The sequence below is a fragment of the Oleiphilus sp. HI0128 genome (assembly GCF_001635365.1).
In genome coordinates this window covers 1-982 of record NZ_LWGG01000897.1, presented here as the reverse complement: position 1 = coordinate 982, position 982 = coordinate 1, and the positions used below count along the sequence as shown (strand labels likewise).

Genomic DNA, 982 nt, shown 5'->3' with positions numbered 1-982 from the left:
TAAAACCATTGAAGCAGGCATGATTCTCCACGCCCAGTTGCACAATGGTTTAGCCAAAAGAGCTTTGATCGTCGTTCCTTCTACACTGGTGCATCAATGGCTGATCGAAATGCTACGCCGCTTCAATCTCAGCTTTTCTATCTTTGATCGTGAGCGTTTTGATAGTTTGACCGAAGAAGGTATCGAAAAGCCCTTTGAGACCGAGCAGCTAGTTCTCTGCCATCAGGACTTCCTGATTAATGAAGATATAAAAACCGCAGCCTTAGCGGCCGACTGGGATTTACTGATTGTCGATGAAGCGCATCACTTACATTGGAGCGAATCAGAAAGCAGCATCGAATACCAGTGCATTGAAGCCTTGGCAGCTAGAAGCCGCGGCGTACTATTGCTTACGGCTACGCCTGAGCAAGCCGGTATCGAGAGCCACTTCGCCCGTTTGCGCTTGCTCGACCCTGACCGTTTTCACTCCTTAGAAAAATTTATTGAGCAAGAACAAAACTATCAGGAAATCTCTGATTTGGTCGGAGAGCTTCAAGGTCTTGAAGACGGCTCGTCACTGCCAATTAAAGCCCTTTCCCTACTCGGTGATGATGCACAAAATATCGATATTCCGGAAGCAATACAAAGGCTACTTGATCAGCATGGCACCGGTAGAATACTGTTCCGCAATACTCGCCAAGGTGTTGAAGGCTTCCCGGATAGAATCCTACAGCCTCACCCACTCGATGCAGCTGTTGGTGATGATCAATTTGAAGATGAAGCCGGCATTAAACAGAATCCGAAAGTCACTTGGCTAACCCAGTTCCTGAAAGATAACAGAGATGAGAAAGTCCTGATCATCTGCGCCAGTGCTGAAACGGCTTTAGCGCTGGAGTCCTATCTTCGACTACGAGAAGGCCTGCGAACAGCAGCCTTCTACGAAGGTTTAAGTATTATTGAACGTGATAGAGCCGCTGCCTACTTTGCTGATAAAGAGGAAGGT

At 47.4% G+C, this 982-nt stretch carries 1 protein-coding gene; it reads left to right on the top strand.

The window, feature by feature from the left end:
- A partial coding sequence (locus A3763_RS14375; protein ID WP_197482913.1) for an SNF2-related protein occupies positions 1–982 on the top strand: 982 nt, incomplete at both ends.